The organism is Acidiphilium sp. 20-67-58 (assembly GCF_002255515.1).
In the GTDB taxonomy this organism is placed as follows: Bacteria; Pseudomonadota; Alphaproteobacteria; order Acetobacterales; family Acetobacteraceae; genus Acidiphilium.
Genome location: NZ_NCAS01000017.1, coordinates 30,458 through 45,809 on the forward strand (window position 1 = coordinate 30,458; position 15,352 = coordinate 45,809).

At 69.6% G+C, this 15,352-nt stretch carries 13 protein-coding genes; 6 read left to right on the forward strand and 7 right to left on the reverse strand.

Going from position 1 to position 15,352, the window contains the following annotated elements:
- Window positions 1-5: 5 nt before the first annotated feature.
- The gene (locus B7Z76_RS08465; protein ID WP_174504685.1) at window positions 6-1,376 is read right to left on the reverse strand and encodes a proton-conducting transporter membrane subunit; all 1,371 of its coding nucleotides are present in this window, start codon (window positions 1,374-1,376) and stop codon (window positions 6-8) included.
- Window positions 1,377-1,475: 99 nt separating this feature from the next.
- Here B7Z76_RS08465 and B7Z76_RS08470 point away from each other — a divergent pair, with 99 nt between their 5' ends.
- The gene (locus tag B7Z76_RS08470; protein WP_174504686.1) at window positions 1,476-2,339 is read left to right on the forward strand and encodes a LysR substrate-binding domain-containing protein; all 864 of its coding nucleotides are present in this window, start codon (window positions 1,476-1,478) and stop codon (window positions 2,337-2,339) included.
- 31 nt (window positions 2,340-2,370) lie between these two features.
- On the opposite strand, the gene B7Z76_RS08475 is transcribed toward B7Z76_RS08470, so the two are convergent.
- Window positions 2,371-2,568: a hypothetical protein gene (locus B7Z76_RS08475; RefSeq protein WP_174504687.1), complete on the reverse strand. Its 198-nt coding sequence runs from the start codon at window positions 2,566-2,568 to the stop codon at window positions 2,371-2,373.
- Window positions 2,569-2,789: 221 nt separating this feature from the next.
- Between B7Z76_RS08475 and B7Z76_RS08480 the strand changes: the two genes are divergently transcribed.
- The gene (locus B7Z76_RS08480; protein WP_291343334.1) at window positions 2,790-2,993 is read left to right on the forward strand and encodes a DUF6726 family protein; all 204 of its coding nucleotides are present in this window, start codon (window positions 2,790-2,792) and stop codon (window positions 2,991-2,993) included.
- A 93-nt stretch (window positions 2,994-3,086) separates the two neighbouring features.
- On the opposite strand, the gene B7Z76_RS08485 is transcribed toward B7Z76_RS08480, so the two are convergent.
- Window positions 3,087-5,255, reverse strand: a complete 2,169-nt coding sequence (locus B7Z76_RS08485) for a malate synthase G (RefSeq protein WP_291343335.1) — start codon at window positions 5,253-5,255, stop codon at window positions 3,087-3,089.
- Between the two features lie 196 nt (window positions 5,256-5,451).
- On the opposite strand from B7Z76_RS08485, the gene B7Z76_RS08490 reads away from it, so the two are divergent.
- Window positions 5,452-6,225, forward strand: coding sequence for a ferredoxin--NADP reductase (locus B7Z76_RS08490; protein ID WP_174504690.1), 774 nt, complete (start codon window positions 5,452-5,454; stop codon window positions 6,223-6,225).
- 77 nt (window positions 6,226-6,302) lie between these two features.
- Here B7Z76_RS08490 and kdsA read toward each other — a convergent pair whose 3' ends face one another.
- From kdsA to tpiA, 4 genes are all read right to left on the reverse strand, one after another.
- A complete protein-coding gene (kdsA, locus tag B7Z76_RS08495; protein ID WP_174504691.1) occupies window positions 6,303-7,130 on the reverse strand; it encodes a 3-deoxy-8-phosphooctulonate synthase in 828 nt (275 codons plus the stop codon).
- Complete coding sequence (locus B7Z76_RS08500) at window positions 7,127-8,758, reverse strand: CTP synthase (protein ID WP_291343337.1); 1,632 nt, start codon at window positions 8,756-8,758, stop codon at window positions 7,127-7,129. Before B7Z76_RS08500 ends, kdsA begins: the two co-directional genes overlap by 4 nt.
- 67 nt (window positions 8,759-8,825) lie before the next feature.
- Entirely contained in the window at window positions 8,826-9,275 is a 450-nt protein-coding gene (gene secG, locus B7Z76_RS08505; protein ID WP_174504693.1) for a preprotein translocase subunit SecG, read from the reverse strand.
- Between the two features lie 160 nt (window positions 9,276-9,435).
- Entirely contained in the window at window positions 9,436-10,197 is a 762-nt protein-coding gene (gene tpiA / locus B7Z76_RS08510; RefSeq protein ID WP_174504694.1) for a triose-phosphate isomerase, read from the reverse strand.
- 120 nt (window positions 10,198-10,317) lie between these two features.
- On the opposite strand from tpiA, the gene B7Z76_RS08515 reads away from it, so the two are divergent.
- From B7Z76_RS08515 to B7Z76_RS08525, 3 genes are read left to right on the forward strand one after another with little or no spacing between them, the layout of a single operon-like run.
- The gene (locus B7Z76_RS08515; RefSeq protein WP_291343339.1) at window positions 10,318-12,195 is read left to right on the forward strand and encodes a peptidylprolyl isomerase; all 1,878 of its coding nucleotides are present in this window, start codon (window positions 10,318-10,320) and stop codon (window positions 12,193-12,195) included.
- A 10-nt stretch (window positions 12,196-12,205) separates the two neighbouring features.
- Entirely contained in the window at window positions 12,206-13,720 is a 1,515-nt protein-coding gene (gene trpE, locus B7Z76_RS08520; RefSeq protein WP_174504696.1) for an anthranilate synthase component I, read from the forward strand.
- Window positions 13,717-15,351: a bifunctional anthranilate synthase component II/anthranilate phosphoribosyltransferase gene (locus B7Z76_RS08525; RefSeq protein WP_174504697.1), complete on the forward strand. Its 1,635-nt coding sequence runs from the start codon at window positions 13,717-13,719 to the stop codon at window positions 15,349-15,351. The genes trpE and B7Z76_RS08525 overlap by 4 nt, the downstream gene beginning before the upstream one ends.
- The last annotated feature ends 1 nt before the right edge of the window (window position 15,352 follow it).

A 15,352-nucleotide genomic window follows, 5' to 3' on the forward strand; every position in this document is an offset into this window, starting at 1 on the left:
TCCTTTCAGGCGTTCAGCAGCCGGACATGCAGCGGGCGGGGCAGGCCGGTTCCGCCCTGGCGCAGCAGCGCCTGCGCGACGCCGCCGGCGAGGAAGAGGGCCGCGAGCGCGAACACGAGGCCATCGCCGCCGGGGGACGCGGTGGGTGGGGCGGCGAGCAGCGCCTCGGTCGCGCCGAGCCCGGCGAGGTACAAGCCCGACAGGACGGGCAGCAGCAGGAACATCCGCTTCGTGCCGGCCGAGAGGGTGGCGCCAACCCCGGTGGCGATTGCCAGGGCGGTGGGCAGCAGCGCCGCGCCGGTGACCAGGCCATGAGCATCAAGCCAGGCGATGGCAGCGAGGGCGAGCAGTGCCGCGATCGCGGTGATGGCTGCGCCCTGCGGCCGCGCTGGCCGCAGCACCGGGCCGATGGCGGCGCCGGAGCCGAGGAACAGCCAGGCCTTGAACAGCCCGTGCGCGAAGAGGTGCCAGAGCGCCGCGGCATCGCCGCCGAGGCCGCAGGTGAGGATCATGAAGCCCATCTGCGCGATGGTCGATCCGGCGAGGGATTGCTTGATCTCCGGCCGGACGAGCTGGAGGAAGCCGCCCCAGAATGCCGCGAACAGGCCGGCGCCGATGGCGAGCGCCTGCACCGCCGGTGCGGCGGCGAGCACGGCGGCGAAGCGGATCAGCAGGAAGCCCCCGGCATTGACGAGACCGGCATGCATCAGGGCGGAGACCGGGGTGGGCGCCGTCATCGAGCGCATCAGCCAGGCGGAGAACGGCGGCAGGGCCGAGCGGGCCATCGCGGCGAGGAGGAGCAGGCCGGCGGCAAGGCCCTGGAGCGCGGCCGGCAGCGATGCGGCGCCGTTGATCATCGCCGCAATGTCCGGCGAGCCCGTATGGGCGCCGAGCAGGGCGAGGGCGGCAAGGAGTGCCGCATCGCCGATCACGAAGGCGCGCCGTGCCTGCTGCGCGGCGGCCGCGGCGGCGGGCGTCCCGGCATGGCCGATCAGCCCGGCAAGCAACTGGCCGCTGGCGACCCAGACCGGCAGGAACACCAGCGCATTGCCGGCATGGACGAGCACAAGAACCGAGGCCAGCAGCAGCGAAACCCGCGTTGCATAAGCACGGCGGCGCGGATCGGCGCGCATGTAACGGGTGGAGAAGGACAGCACCACGGCGCCCACGAAGCTGGTGAGCAGGGTAAGGCTCGCGGCGAGCCCGTCGGCCGGGCCGGGTGCGGCCCAAAGCTGCGCGATCAGCCCGGCCGCGGCGGCGAGGCTTGCCCAGCCGGCGCGTTCCGCGCGCCGCAGGCTGCGCTCGCCGCTGCGATCCGCCGCGGCGAAGGCGGCGCCACCAAGGGCGAAGCAGGCGGGAAGATAAGAAAAATCCATGTGCGGGCTCCTTCCCGCAATCCGGTATGACAAGGGCATTGATTTGTGAAACGAGTTATCGATATCTCAAGCATTGGAAAAATTAATGATGAGATGCCGATGCCCCTTCGCACCCTCGATCTCGACCTGCTGCGCAGTTTCGTGACCATCGCCGATGCGGGAGGCTTCACCCGCGCCGGGGAGATGCTGGGGCGCACGCAATCCGCCGTCAGCCTGCAGATGAAGCGCCTTGAGGACATGCTCGGCCGGCCGGTCTTCGCGCGCGGGCCGCGCCATCTGCGCCTGACCGACGAGGGAGAACGCCTGCTCGGCCATGCGCGGCAGCTGCTGCGGCTGAACGATGCGGCGCTTGCCGATCTGCTGGAGCCGGAAGTCGCGGGGCTGGTGCGGCTCGGCGTGCCGGAGGATTTCGCCACGGTGCATCTGCCGAAGGTTTTGGCGGCCTTCGTGGATGCGCATCCGAGAGTCGAGCTGGAAGTGACCTGCGATCTGACGCTCAACCTGGAGGAGGGGTTCCGGGCCGGGCGATTCGATCTCGTGCTGGTCAAGCGGGAGCCGGATGTGGCGCTGGAGGGCACGCGGGTCTGGCGCGAGCCGCTGGTCTGGGTGGCGCGGGACCGGCTTTCGGTCCCCGGGCAGGGGCCGGTGCCGCTGATCGTCTCGCCGCAGCCTTGCGTGTATCGGCGGCGGGCCGTCGCCGCGCTGGATGCGATCGGCTGCCCCTGGCGCTGCGCCTATACGTCGACCAGCCTTGCCGGAACCCAGGCGGCGGTGCGCGCCGGCCTCGGCGTCGCCGTGCTGCCGCGGGAGATGTGCCCGGATTTCCTGACGCCGTTGCCGCAGGGCGACCGGCTGCCGCCGCTCGCCGATACCGAGATCGCGCTGATCGAGTTGCCCGGCGCCTCGGCGACGGCGCACCGGTTTGCCCAGCACGTCGCCGCCGCACTCGAACGCGGGGCATAGAGCATCATCCGATCGGATGCGGCGATCGGGATCAGTTGCGCGATTCGAGGCGCTGGATCGATTTCAGCTGATGGGTGAATGCCGTGCGTCCGCCGGTATGGGACAGGCTCTGGACCGTGGCGCCCTGCTGCTGTTGCGGCCCGCTTGCGGCCGGCATGGCCTGTGCCGCGACCGGGGCTATGCCGACCATGATGGCGAGGGCGGCGGTGATCATCGTTCTTGTGCGCATGGAAAAACTCCGTGTTGGTGATGCGGGACGCGCCCGCTTGCAACGGAGATGGGTCGCCGCGGGTGGCGCCGGAACATCCGGGTGACGGCTAATACTCATGCCGTGCGCGTATGAGCGGGCGGGGCACCGCCAACGCTGCGGTGAACGGTGCGGCGCCGGCACGGCGATGGCGAGGCGCCAGGGCATTGACGCGGACCGCCCGGGTTTGGTTCGATGCGATCATGAAAACAGGAATTCTGCGTTGTGCCTCCCTGGTGGCGCTGTTCGCCAGCCTTGCCGGCGGTCTTTCGGGCTGCGGACTGGCGGCGGCGCCGTGCCGGGTGACATCGGCGGGGCTGAAGATCATCCCGCTGGTGGGGCCGGTGGCGGCGGCGCCAAGCGATGCCTGCGCCAACGCGATCGACCCGACGCCCACGCGAAGCTGATCCTCTACTCCTCCTGACATCGCCCGCTGCCGCTGAGGGTGCGGAGACTGCTGGCCGCCGCGCCCGGTGCGGACGCGGCGGCGGAGCAAAAGATCAGGCGGAGGCTTTGGCCTCGCGCCGGCGGTCGTGCAGGATGAACTCGGTGTAGCCGTTCGGCTGGGTGCGACCCTTGAGAACGAGGTCGCACGCCGCCTGGAAGGCGACACCGTCGAAGCCGGGCGCCATGTTGCGATAGGCCGGGTCGCCCGCGTTCTGGCCATCGACCACCGCGGCCATGCGCTTCATCGTCTCCATCACCTGGGCCTCGGAGACGATGCTGTGATGCAGCCAGTTGGCGATGTGCTGGGCGGAGATGCGCAGGGTGGCGCGGTCTTCCATCAGCGCGACGTTGTGGATGTCCGGCACCTTGGAGCAGCCGATCCCCTGGTCGATCCAGCGGACGACGTAGCCGAGGATGCCCTGGGCGTTGTTGTCGAGCTCCTGCTGGATGTCGTCCGGCTGCCAGTTCGGGCGGTCGGCCAGCGGGATGGTCAGCAGGTCGGTGAGCGAGCCCATCGGGCGGGAGGCCAGTTCGGCCTGGCGGGCGGCGACATCGACCATGTGGTAGTGCAGGGCGTGCAGCGTGGCCGCGGTGGGCGAGGGCACCCAGGCGGTATTGGCGCCGGCGCGGGGGTGGCCGACCTTCTGGTCGAGCATGGCCGCCATCGCGTCGGGCGCGGCCCACATGCCCTTGCCGATCTGGGCGTGGCCGGGCAGGCCGCAGACGATGCCGATATCGACGTTGCGGTCCTCATACGCCTTGATCCAGGGCGTATTCCTGATCTCGTTCTTGCGGATCATCGGGCCGGCCTCGATCGAGGTGTGGATTTCGTCGCCGGTGCGGTCGAGGAAGCCGGTGTTGATGAAGAAGATGCGGCTGGCGGCGGCGGCGATGCAGGCCTTGAGATTGGCCGAGGTGCGGCGCTCCTCGTCCATGATCCCCATTTTCAGCGTGTCCGGCGCGAGGCCGAGCAGGGCTTCGGTCGCGGCGAAGAGGCTGTTGGCGTAGGCCACCTCGTCGGCGCCGTGCATCTTCGGCTTGACGATGTAGACCGAGCCGGCGCGGGAGTTGCGCAGCCCGCTGGTGCGGCGGATGTCATGCAGGCCGCAGAGGGAGGTCACCACGAGGTCGAGCATCGTCTCGGGGATCGGTTTGCCGGCGGCATCGAGGACGGTGTCGGTATAGATGTGGTGGCCGACATTGCGGACCAGCATCAGCACCCGGCCGGGAAGGGTGAGGGTCGAGCCGTCCGGCGCGGTGTAGGCGCGGTCGGGGTTGAGGGCGCGGGTAAAGGTCTTGCCGCCCTTCTCGACCTGTTCCTCCAGCGTGCCGGCCATCAGGCCGAGCCAGTTGCGGTAGACCAGCACCTTGTCCTCGGCATCGACGGCGGCGACGCTGTCCTCGGCGTCCATGATCGAGCTGATCGCGGATTCGACGATGAGGTCGGCGATGCCGGCCTTGTCCGTCCGGCCGATCGGGCTGGTCGGGTCGATCGCGATCTCGACATGCAGGTTGTGATGGCGGAGCAGGATGGCGGTGGGGGCGGCGGCGTCGCCGCGATAGCCGACGAACTGGTCGGCGTGTTTGAGGCCGGTCTCGCCGCTTTCGAGCACGGCGGCGAGATGGCCGTTGTGCACGCGCAAGGCGCGGATATCGGCGTGGCTGCCGGTCGCCAGCGGGAAATGATCGTCGAGGAAGGCGCGGCCGCGGGCGACGACGGCGGCGCCGCGCTGCGGGTTATAGGCCTTGCCGCGCTCGAGCCCGCCGGATTCGGAAATGGCGTCGGTGCCGTAGAGCGCGTCGTAGAGGCTGCCCCAGCGGGCATTGGCGGCGTTCAGCGCGTAGCGGGCGTTCATCACCGGCACGACGAGCTGCGGGCCGGCGATGGCGGCGATTTCGGGATCGACGCGCGCCGAGGTGACCTTCACCGCGCCGGGCTCGGGCTTGAGATAGCCGATCTCGCGCAGGAAGGCCTCGTAGGCGGCGGGGTCGATCGGCTGGCCACGGCGGGAGCGGTGCCAGTCATCGATCGCGGCCTGGAGACGGTCGCGCTCGGCGAGCAGCTCGGCGTTGCGGGGGGCGTGGCGGGCGACCAGATCGGCAAAACCCTGCCAGAAGGAAGCCGGCGCGAGTCCGGTGCCGGGCAGCGCCTCGGTCTCGATGAACTGGTGAAGCTCGGCGGCGACGCGCAGGCCCGCCGCGTCCACGTAGGTCTGAGTCATTGGTTCGTCTCCTTGATCTGCGCGGTTTTTGGCCAAACCGGCCGGTCTTGTCGAGGGGTGGGAGGCGCTTGCAGCGCTGCCATGGGCAGATCTGCCCCGCCCGGGCTTGATATCGCCGCCTCCCTCCGCAATTAACAGGGCCGATCATGAACATCCGGTGACGCCGGACGGACGAACGACGGAGTTTTCCCGACAGATGAGCGCCTTCAATACCGAAACCGTCACCCAGGTCCATCACTGGACCGATCGGCTGTTCAGCTTCACCGTGACCCGCGATCCGGCGTTCCGCTTCATCGCCGGGCAATTCACCATGATCGGGCTCGAGGTCGAGGGCAAGAAGCTGCTGCGGGCCTATTCGATGGCCAGCGCAAGCTATGACGATCATCTGGAATTCTTCAGCATCAAGGTGCCGGACGGACCGCTGACCTCGCGGCTGCAGCACGTCAAGCCGGGCGATCCGGTGCTGGTGGGGCGCAAGCCGACCGGCACACTGCTGGCCGACAACATGCACCCCGGCGAGCGTCTCTATCTTCTGGGCACCGGCACCGGGCTCGCGCCGTTCATGAGCATCATCCGCGAGCCGGATATCTACGAGCGGTTCAGCCAGGTGGTGCTGATCCATGGCTGCCGGCACATCAGCGACCTCGCCTATGAGGATTACATCACCAAGACCCTGCCGGCGGACGAGTTCATCGGCCCGCAGGTCTCCAGACAGCTGCTCTATTACCCGACGGTGACGCGCGAGCCGTTCCGGCATAACGGGCGGATCACCCAGATTCTCGAAACCGGCAATTTCGGCCCGGGGATCGACCTTCCGCCGCTCGCGCCCAAGGGCGACCGGGTGATGCTCTGCGGCAGCCCTGTCTTTCTCGACGACATGGTGCAGCTGCTGGAGCGGCGCGGCTTTACCGAGGGCAGTTCGTCCCGCCCCGGCGAATACGTGATCGAGAAGGCGTTCGTCGAGAAATGATGCGGGGACGCTGAGGGCGCCGCCGCGCCGGGAGCGGCGCGGTCCAGACCAGTCCGCCGCGCCGGGAGCGGCGCGGGTCAGGCCGATTTGGCCAGGCGGTCGAACCGGAGCAGGCGGGCGAGCAGGGCGGGCATCTCCGCCAGGGGGATCATGTTCGGCCCGTCGGAGGGCGCACGGTCGGGATCCGGGTGGCATTCGATGAAGACCGCGGCGCAGCCGACCGCAAGGGCGGCGCGGGCGAGGATCGGGGCGAATTCGCGCTGGCCGCCCGACGCGGTGCCCTGGCCGCCCGGTTGCTGGACCGAATGGGTCGCGTCGAATACCACCGGATAGCCGGTCTGCGCCATGATCGGCAAAGCCCGCAGGTCGGAGACCAGGGTGTTGTAGCCAAAGGAGGCGCCGCGCTCGGTGAGCAGGATGCGTTCGTTGCCGGTGCTGGCGATCTTGGCGGCGACGTTGCGCATGTCCCACGGCGCGAGGAACTGGCCCTTCTTGACGTTGATCGCCCGACCGGTATGGCCGGCAGCCAGCAGCAGGTCGGTCTGGCGGCAGAGGAAGGCGGGGATCTGCAGCACGTCCACCGCCTCGGCGGCGGGGGCGCACTGGGCGGCGTCGTGCACGTCGGTCAGCACCGGGATGCCGAATTTCGCCCGGATATCGGCGAGGATCTGCAACCCCTGCGCCATGCCGACGCCGCGCCCGGCGGTGAGCGAGGTGCGGTTGGCCTTGTCGTAGCTCGACTTGAAGATCAGGCCGATGCCAAGCTCGCGCGTCATCGCCGCGAGCGCGCCGGCGACCTCGCCCGCATGCTCGGCGCTCTCGATCTGGCAGGGGCCGGCGATGAGGGTGAAGGGCAGGTCGTTGCCGACGCGCAGATCGCCGATCTCGACCGTCTTCATGATCATACCAGCCTCATCTGCTTGACCGCCGCCTCGATGAAGCCGGCGAAGAGCGGATGCGGGTCGAAGGGTTTCGATTTCAGCTCGGGGTGGTACTGCACGCCGATGAACCAGGGATGGTCGGGGTATTCGACGATTTCCGGCAGCAGCCCGTCCGGCGAGAGGCCGGAGAAGCGGAGGCCGGCGGATTCCAGCCGCTCGCGGTAGTGGATGTTGACCTCGTAGCGATGGCGGTGGCGTTCCTCGATCGTCGCGGCGTCGCCATAGACGGCACGGACGAGGCTGCCCTCCACCAGGGTGGCGGCATAGGCGCCGAGGCGCATGGTGCCGCCGAGATTGCCTTCGGCGGCGCGGCGCTCGATCTCGTTGCCGCGGGCCCATTCGGTGAGCAGGCCGACCACCGGCACCTCGCAGGGGCCGAATTCGGTGGAGGAGGCCTGGGGCAGGCCGGCGAGATTCCGCGCCGCCTCGATCACCGCCATCTGCATGCCGAAGCAGATGCCGAGGAAGGGGACGTTGCGCTCGCGGGCGAAGCGCACCGCCTCGATCTTGCCGCCGGTCCCGCGCTCGCCGAAGCCGCCGGGGACGAGGATGCCGTGCACCCCGTCGAGCCGGGCGACGGCGCCGGGCTGCTCGAAGATTTCGGAATCGACCCAGTCGAGCCGGACCCGCACCCGGTTGGCGATGCCGCCATGGGTCAGCGCCTCGCCGAGCGACTTATAGGAGTCGAGCAAGTTGGTGTATTTGCCGACGACGGCGATGGTGACCTCGCCCTCCGGGTTGTGCACCGTCTCGACGATGCGGCGCCAGCGATCGAGATCGGGCTCGGCATCGTGCGGCAGGCTGAAATGGCGGAGCACCTCGCGGTCGAGCCCGGCCTCGTGATACGAGATCGGCACCTCATAGATCGTGCTCACGTCGAGGGCGGGGACCACCGCCTCGGGGCGGACATTGCAGAACAGCGCGATCTTGCGGCGCTCGCCCTCGGGGATCGGGCGGTCGCAACGGCAGATCAGCATGTGCGGCTGGATGCCGACATTCAGCAATTCCTTGACGGAATGCTGGGTCGGCTTGGTCTTCAGCTCGCCGGCGCTCGGGATGTAGGGCACCAGGGTGAGGTGGACGAACATCGCATCGTGCGAGCCGAGTTCGTTGCCGAGCTGGCGGATGGCTTCGAGGAAGGGCAGGCTCTCGATGTCGCCCACCGTGCCGCCGATCTCGACGAGGACGAAATCGAGCCCGGCGGTGTCGCGCAGGATGGCCTGCTTGATGGCGTCGGTGATGTGCGGGATCACCTGCACGGTGGCGCCGAGATAATCGCCGCGGCGCTCGCGGGCGATGACCTCGGAATAGATGCGGCCGGTCGTCGCGTTGTCCGACTTGGTGGCGTGCACACCGGTGAAGCGCTCGTAATGGCCGAGATCGAGATCGGTCTCGGCGCCGTCGTCGGTAACGAAGACCTCGCCGTGCTGGTACGGGCTCATCGTGCCCGGATCGACGTTGAGATAGGGGTCGAGCTTGCGCAGGCGGACCGAATAGCCGCGGGCCTGAAGCAGCGCGCCGAGGGAGGCGGAGGCGATACCCTTGCCGAGCGAGGAAACCACGCCGCCGGTGATGAAGACATACCGGGTCATGGGCCTTCGCCATAGCAGAGGGCGGCGCGGTGCAAAACCCCGCGCCGGGCAAAAGAGGAGATTCGCATTACTGCTTTGTCGGCGCCGGGGCGCTCGGTGCGGGTTTTGCGGGGGGTGCCGTCTTGGATGGCGCCGCCTGGGATGTCGCCTTCTGGGCAGCAACCGGCGCCGCGGGAGCCGATTCGCCAGGGACCGGCGGCAGCGGGGCGAGCGGCGAGGCGGGGGCGGCGTTTCTTGCCGGGCCTGCCGGCGACGGCGCGTTCAGGATCGCCTCGGCCGAGCCGCCGCCGCTGTGCCGGTAGAGCAGGGCGAGAACCAGCGAGAGCACCATGAACAGCGTCGCCAGCACCGCGGTGACTCGTGTGAGCAGGTTGGCGGTGCCGCGCCCGGTCATGAAGCTGCCCATGCCCTGGCTGGTGCCGAGGCCGAGGCCGCCGCCCTCGCTGCGCTGGATCAGCACGACACCGATCAGGGCAATGGTTATGAACGCCTGGAGGACGAGCAGAACGGTAATCATGGGAGCGTGGCGGCCTTTCGGAGTGACGCGCGGGTTCTAGAGCATCAGCCCGCCGGATGGAACCGCCCGGCGGGGTCTGGACATCCGATTGTCGGGTCGATGCTCTGATGACCAGTCAAGATAGAGCACGACATCCGATCCACCGGGATCGGGACGTGCTCTAGTCCCGCGGGGCGGCGGAGGCAATCGCGAGGAAATCCTCTGCCTTGAGGCTGGCGCCGCCGACCAGGGCGCCGCCGACCTCGGGCAGAGCGAGCAGGGCAGCCGCGTTGGAGGGTTTGACCGAGCCGCCATAGAGGATCGGCATCGTCGCCCCGGCGGCGCCGAGCTGGCGGCGCAGGGCAGCGCGGATCGAGGCGTGCATCGCCGCGACATCCTCATCGGTGGGGGTGCGGCCGGTGCCGATCGCCCAGACCGGTTCATAGGCGATGATCCCGGGGGCGATGACGCCGGGCACGGTCTGGCCCGCCAGCTCCTCCGGCAGACTGCCGGCGAGCTGCGCGCGGACCACGGTTTCGGCCTCGCCGGAATCGCGCTCCGCCTCGGTTTCGCCGACGCAGATGATCGGGATCAGGCCGGCGGCGATCGCGGTGCGCGCCTTTTCACGCACGATGGCCGAGGATTCGGCATGATCGGCGCGGCGTTCGGAATGGCCGAGAATGACATGGGTGGCGCCGAGTTCGGCCAGCAGATCGGCCGACAGATCGCCCGTGTGCGCGCCGGAGCGCTGTACCGCGCAATCCTGCGCGCCGAGGGCGACCGGGGCGCCGGCGAGGGCAGCGCGCAGCGGGGCGATCAGCGGCGCCGGCGGGCAGACCAGCAGCTCCGCACCCGGGGACGTGGCGCGCAGCGTTTCGGCATAGGCGGCGATGCCGGCGAGTGTGCCGTTCATCTTCCAGTTTCCGGCGATCAGCTGGGGCATCCGCGTCTCCCTTTGCAATGGCGCGAAGGAGGTAGACGAGGCGGGGCCGGGTGGCAATCGGGCGCGCCCGTGGTAAGACGCGGCTTTCCCGCTGGATGAGGTTGCTGCCGCATGCTTTCGATGATCCGCCAACTGCTCGACAATTGGATCGTGCGCGCGTTTTTCGTCGTGCTGATCGGCGTGTTCGTGTTCTGGGGCGTCTCCAGCGTGGTGATGGGCATCGGCGCCTCCGACGCGATCGCGACCGTGGGCGGGCAGCCGATCAAGATCGAGGCGGTGAATGCAGACTACCAGCGCACGCTGAACGCCTACGCGACGCGGAACAGCGGCCGCGAACCGAGCAAGGGCGAGCGTCGGCTGTTCGCCGATCAGGCGCTGGGCTCGGCGATCGACCGCGCGGCGATGCAGCTCGAGGCGCGGCGCATGGGGGTGGTGGCACCGCCCTCGGCGATCCGCCAGCAGGTTTTCGCGATCCCGGCCTTTCACGGGCCGGACGGCAAGTTCGACAAGGCGACCTTCAACGCCGTGCTCGCCAATCACAGCCTGACGCCGGCGGCGTTCATGGCCGAGATCGCCAGCGGACTGAAATCGTCGCAGATCATCGATGCGCTGACCGCCGGGGTGAACGCGCCGGCGCCGCTGGTCGACCAGATCTTCGCCTATGCCGCGCAGGAGCGGACGGTGCAGTTCGCGACACTGCCGCTCGCCGACGCCACCCCGCCGCCGGCCCCGGCCGAGACCGTGCTGCGGCGCTATTGGCGGGATCATCCGGAGCGGTTCTCGACGCCGGCCTTGCGCGTGGCCGACGTGGTGGTGCTGTCGCCGGCGCTGATCGCCAGGGGCGAGACGGTGACGCAGGCCGAGATCGCGGCGCAATACCAGCAGGAGAAGGCGAAATTCGCGCAGGCGCCGAAGCGGACCGTCGAGATCGTCACAGCGGAGGACGCGAAGAGCGCGGCCGAGCTGGCGAAGACCTGGAAAAGCGGGGCCGACTGGGCGGCGGTGCAGAAGGCGGCGGCGGCGGCGAGTGCCACCGCTGTCGTCATGACCGACGCGAAACCCTCCGACCTGCCCTCGGCGGCGCTGGCCAAGGCGGTATTCGCGGCGACGCCGGATGAGGTCTCCGCTCCGGTGAAGGGTTCGCTCGGCATCTACGTGTTCAGGGTTACCAAGGCGGTTGCCGGCGGCGACAAGCCGCTCTCCGCGGTGACGGACCAGATCCGCGCCGAGATCCAGCTGCGCAAGGCGCGCAACGTGGTGGACAATACGCTGAGCCACCTGCAGGATGCGCTGGCGGGCAGCACCGCACTCGGCAAGCTGCCGGCGAGCCTGCATCTCGCCCAGGCGCAGGTGAGCGTGGACCGCCAGGGAATGACGGTGGACGGCAAGCCGGCGGGGATTCCCGGGCCAGCGGCGCTGCGGCAGGCGATCGTCAAGGCGATTTTCGACACTGCCCCCGGCAATACCCCGCAGGCGGTGAGCGGGCCGGGCGATAGCTATTATGCCATCGCAGTCCACCGGATCATCAAGCCGGCGCTCAAGCCCTATGACAAGGTGAAGGCCGATGTGCTGGCCGACTGGACCGGCGCGCAGGTGGAGCGGCAGGAAGAGGTCGCGGCGGCGAAGCTGCTGACCGCGGTGAAGGGCGGCAAGAGCCTGGCGGCAGCGGCCTCTGCGGCAGGGCTGACGGTAACGACCGCGGCACCGATGACGCGCGCGAAGCCGGCCAAGGGCGTGCCGCCGCAACTCGCCCAGGTGGCGTTCAGCCTGAAGAAAGGCGAGCCCACCATGGTGCAGACGCAGGCGGGGTTCGTCGTCGGTGTGGTGACCGACATCGCCGAGCCGAAGCCGGGCAGCAACGAGGCGTTCCGCCAGCGCATTTCCGAGTCGCTCGGGCAGTCGATGCAGAACGACGTGCTGCAGACCTATGCCGCGGCGCTGCGCCAGCGCGACCATGTCAAGATCAACACCAAGCTGTTGAACCAGATCAGCAATTGAGGCCAGCGAGATGACATCCGAGACCAACCAGCACGCCCGTTTCCGCGCCGCCTATAATGCCGGGCGGGGCGCGCTGGCCTGGCGCCTGCTCGCCGCCGACCTGATCACGCCGGTCGCCGCCTTCCTCAAGCTCGCGCATGGCACGGCGCATTCCTTCCTGCTCGAAAGCGTCGAGGGTGGGGCAGCGCGCGGGCGCTATTCGGTGATCGGCTTCGCACCGGACCTGATCTGGCGGTGCGACCGCGGCGAGGTCAGCGTGAACTGCGATCCGGCCGCGGATGCTGAAGGCTATGCGGCCGATCCGCGCCCGGCCTTCGAGAGCCTGCGCGACCTGATCGCGGCGACGCGGCTCGACCTGCCGGACCATCTGCCGCCGATGACCGGCGGGCTGGTCGGTTATCTCGGCTATGACATGGTGCGGCTGATGGAGGAGTTGCCGGCGGAAAAGCCGGACGTGCTCGGGATTCCCGATGGCGTGCTGATGCGCCCGGGGGTGTTCGCGATTTTCGATTCGGTGCGCGACGAAATCACGCTGGCCGCCCCGGTCTGGCCGCGCGCGGGGGTTTCGGCGGCGGAGGCGTGGAGCCTCGCGACCGGGCGGATCGAGGCGGCGATGGCGGCCCTCGACCGGCCGACGCCGGCGCTGCCCGGCCATGCCGCGCCGGCCGGGCCGGCGAGTTCGAACATGAGCGAGGACGAGTTCCGCGCGATGGTGCTGCGGGGCAAGGACTACATCGCCGCCGGCGACGTGTTCCAGGTGGTGGCGAGCCAGCGCTTCGAGCAGGAATTCACGCTCCCGCCTTTCGCGCTGTATCGCTCGCTGCGGCGGATCAACCCCGCGCCGTTCCTGTTCTTCCTCGATTTCGGCGCCTACCAGGCGGTCGGTTCCAGCCCTGAGATCCTAGTGCGGCTGCGCGACGGCACGGTGACGATCCGCCCGCTCGCCGGCACCCGCCGGCGCGGGGCGACGCGCGCCGAGGACGAGGCGCTGGAGACCGAGCTGCTGGAAGACCCGAAGGAGCGCGCCGAGCACCTGATGCTGCTCGATCTCGCGCGCAACGATATCGGCCGCGTCGCCGAGATCGGCTCGGTCAACGTGACCGAGAGTTTCGTGATCGAGCGGTTCTCGCACGTGATGCACATCTCCTCGAATGTCGAGGGCCGTATCCGGCCCGAGGCCGACGCGCTGGACGCGCTGATCGCCGGCTTCCCGGCGGGCACGCTCTCGGGCGCGCCGAAGGTGCGGGCGATGGAGATCATCGAGGAGTTCGAGCCCTCGCGGCGCGGGCTCTATGGCGGGTGCATCGGCTATTTCGCCGCCAACGGAACGATGGATACGTGCATCGCGCTGCGCACCGCGCTGATCAAGGACGGGCGGCTCTATGTCCAGGCCGGGGTCGGCATCGTCGCCGATTCGGACCCCGACGCCGAGCTTGCCGAGAGCCACGCCAAGGCGCGCGCGCTGTTCCGCGCCGCCGAGGATGCCGGCCAGTACGTCACCCCCAACGAGGCGCCGGCACGATGATCCTGCTGATCGACAACTACGACAGTTTCACCTTCAACCTCGTCCAGTTCTTCGGCGATCTCGGGGCGGAATGCGCGGTGCATCGCAACGACCGGATCAGCGTGGAGGAGGCGCTGGCGATGCGGCCGGAGGCGATCGTGCTTTCGCCCGGGCCATGCACGCCGAACGAGGCGGGGATCTGCCTCGACCTCATCGCGGCGGCGGCCGGCAAGGTGCCGATTCTCGGCGTCTGCCTCGGGCACCAGGCGATCGGCCAGGCCTTCGGCGGGCGGGTGGTGCGCGCGCCGGTGCCGATGCATGGCAAGATCTCGCCGATCCGGCACCAGGGGTCGGACGTGTTCGAGACGCTGCCCGACCCGTTCGAGGCGACGCGCTATCACTCGCTGATCGTCGAGCGCGAGGGATTGCCGGAGTCGCTGATCCCCACCGCCTTCACCGAGGACGGGCTGATCATGGGGTTGCGGCACCGCGACCTGCCGATCTTCGGCGTGCAGTTCCACCCCGAGAGCATCGCCACCGCGCACGGGCACACGCTGCTGCGCAACTTCCTTGGCATCGCTCGCGGGCGGAACCAGGGGGCGGGCGAGATTCTCGCCGATCTCAAGCCGGTGCTCGACCGGCTGGGGCGGGGCGAGACGATGTCCGAGGAACTGGCCGAGGCGGCGTTCGGCGCGGTGATCGACGGCAAGGCGAATGACGCGCAGATCGCCGGGATGCTGATGGCGATGCGGGTGCGGCGCGAGACGGTGGCGGAGCTGACCGGCGCGGTGCGGGCGATGCGCGCGCGGATGCGGCCGATTGCGGCACCGCCTGGGGCGATCGATGTCTGCGGCACCGGCGGCGATGGCGTGGGCACGCTCAACATCTCGACCGCGGTGACCTTCGTGCTCGCCGGCGCCGGCGTGCCGGTGGCCAAGCACGGCAACCGCGCGCTCTCCTCGCGTGCTGGGGCGGCGGATGTGCTGACCGCGCTCGGCGTGAAGGTGGAGCCGCCCTTCGAGCGGCTGGCGGCGATCCTGCGCGAGGCGGGCTGTGTGTTCCTCTACGCGCCGCGCCACCATGCGGGGCTGCGCCATGCCGCCGCGGCGCGGATCGCGCTCGGCACCCGCACGATCTTCAACCTGCTGGGCCCGCTCGCCAACCCGGCCTCGGTGAAGCGGCAGCTGGTGGGCGTGTTCGACCCCGCCTGGGCGCGACCGATGGCGGAGACGCTGGCCGGGCTCGGCACCGAGCGGGCGATGGTGGTGCATGGCCAGGGGTTGGACGAGCTGACCATTGCCGGGGAGAGCCATGTCGTCTCGCTCGAGGGCGGGCGGATCGTCGAGATGACGGTGACCCCCGAGGATGCCGGGCTTGCCCGCGCGCCGCTGGAGGCGATCATCGGCGGCGATGCCGCGCACAACGCCGCGGCGCTGCGCAACCTGCTCGCCGGCGCGCCCGGCGCGTATCGCGATGCCGTGCTGCTGAACGCGGCGGCGGCGCTGATAGTTGCAGGGCGGGCGGAAACCCTGCGCGAGGGCGCGGCACTCGCGGCCCGCGCGATCGATGACGGTGCCGCCGCGGCGGCGCTGGAGCGGCTGCGCCGCGCCGGCACGGCGGCAGACGCGGCAACAACCCGGGAAATGGCCTGAT

What these genes read in the sequence shown, in the direction of transcription:
- B7Z76_RS08465 (WP_174504685.1), bottom strand. Translation starts at nt 1,376, where the DNA reads ATGGATTTTTCTTATCTTCCCGCCTGCTTCGCCCTTGGTGGCGCCGCC.
- B7Z76_RS08470 (WP_174504686.1), top strand. Translation starts at nt 1,476, where the DNA reads ATGCCCCTTCGCACCCTCGATCTCGACCTGCTGCGCAGTTTCGTGACC.
- B7Z76_RS08475 (WP_174504687.1), bottom strand. Translation starts at nt 2,568, where the DNA reads ATGCGCACAAGAACGATGATCACCGCCGCCCTCGCCATCATGGTCGGC.
- B7Z76_RS08480 (WP_291343334.1), top strand. Translation starts at nt 2,790, where the DNA reads ATGAAAACAGGAATTCTGCGTTGTGCCTCCCTGGTGGCGCTGTTCGCC.
- B7Z76_RS08485 (WP_291343335.1), bottom strand. Translation starts at nt 5,255, where the DNA reads ATGACTCAGACCTACGTGGACGCGGCGGGCCTGCGCGTCGCCGCCGAG.
- B7Z76_RS08490 (WP_174504690.1), top strand. Translation starts at nt 5,452, where the DNA reads ATGAGCGCCTTCAATACCGAAACCGTCACCCAGGTCCATCACTGGACC.
- kdsA (WP_174504691.1), bottom strand. Translation starts at nt 7,130, where the DNA reads ATGATCATGAAGACGGTCGAGATCGGCGATCTGCGCGTCGGCAACGAC.
- B7Z76_RS08500 (WP_291343337.1), bottom strand. Translation starts at nt 8,758, where the DNA reads ATGACCCGGTATGTCTTCATCACCGGCGGCGTGGTTTCCTCGCTCGGC.
- secG (WP_174504693.1), bottom strand. Translation starts at nt 9,275, where the DNA reads ATGATTACCGTTCTGCTCGTCCTCCAGGCGTTCATAACCATTGCCCTG.
- tpiA (WP_174504694.1), bottom strand. Translation starts at nt 10,197, where the DNA reads ATGCCCCAGCTGATCGCCGGAAACTGGAAGATGAACGGCACACTCGCC.
- B7Z76_RS08515 (WP_291343339.1), top strand. Translation starts at nt 10,318, where the DNA reads ATGATCCGCCAACTGCTCGACAATTGGATCGTGCGCGCGTTTTTCGTC.
- trpE (WP_174504696.1), top strand. Translation starts at nt 12,206, where the DNA reads ATGACATCCGAGACCAACCAGCACGCCCGTTTCCGCGCCGCCTATAAT.
- B7Z76_RS08525 (WP_174504697.1), top strand. Translation starts at nt 13,717, where the DNA reads ATGATCCTGCTGATCGACAACTACGACAGTTTCACCTTCAACCTCGTC.